The sequence below is a fragment of the Vibrio sp. 10N.286.51.E5 genome (genome assembly GCF_041469125.1).
In the GTDB taxonomy this organism is placed as follows: Bacteria; Pseudomonadota; Gammaproteobacteria; order Enterobacterales; family Vibrionaceae; genus Vibrio; species Vibrio crassostreae_C.
In genome coordinates this window covers 1-273 of sequence record NZ_JBFRJZ010000114.1, presented here as the reverse complement: position 1 = coordinate 273, position 273 = coordinate 1, and the positions used below count along the sequence as shown (strand labels likewise).

The following is a 273-nucleotide window of genomic DNA, read 5'->3' as shown; positions in this document are numbered from 1 at the left end:
CCAGCCGGTGTAACAGAGCAGGTCGTGGTGACGTACACCATGAGCGATGAAAGTGGCGAGCCGATCACATCGACCGCGACTATTACTGTCACCGGTACCAACGATTTCCCAATTGCCAATGCAGACACTGGGGCTGTTCAAGAGAACAGTACTGTAACCGTCGATGTGTTGGATAACGACACCGATTTAGATGATGGTGCGACCTTTACCTTAGACAATGTGAGCTCAGATAAAGGTCTGGTGACCATCGTTGATAACAAACTTGTGTTTGAA

The 273-nt window shown here is 48.7% G+C and carries 1 protein-coding gene; it reads left to right on the top strand.

Annotation, left to right across the window (positions count from 1 at the left end; genetic code table 11):
- On the top strand, positions 1-273 hold a 273-nt coding region (locus AB4161_RS22640; RefSeq protein WP_372084379.1), incomplete at both ends, for an Ig-like domain-containing protein.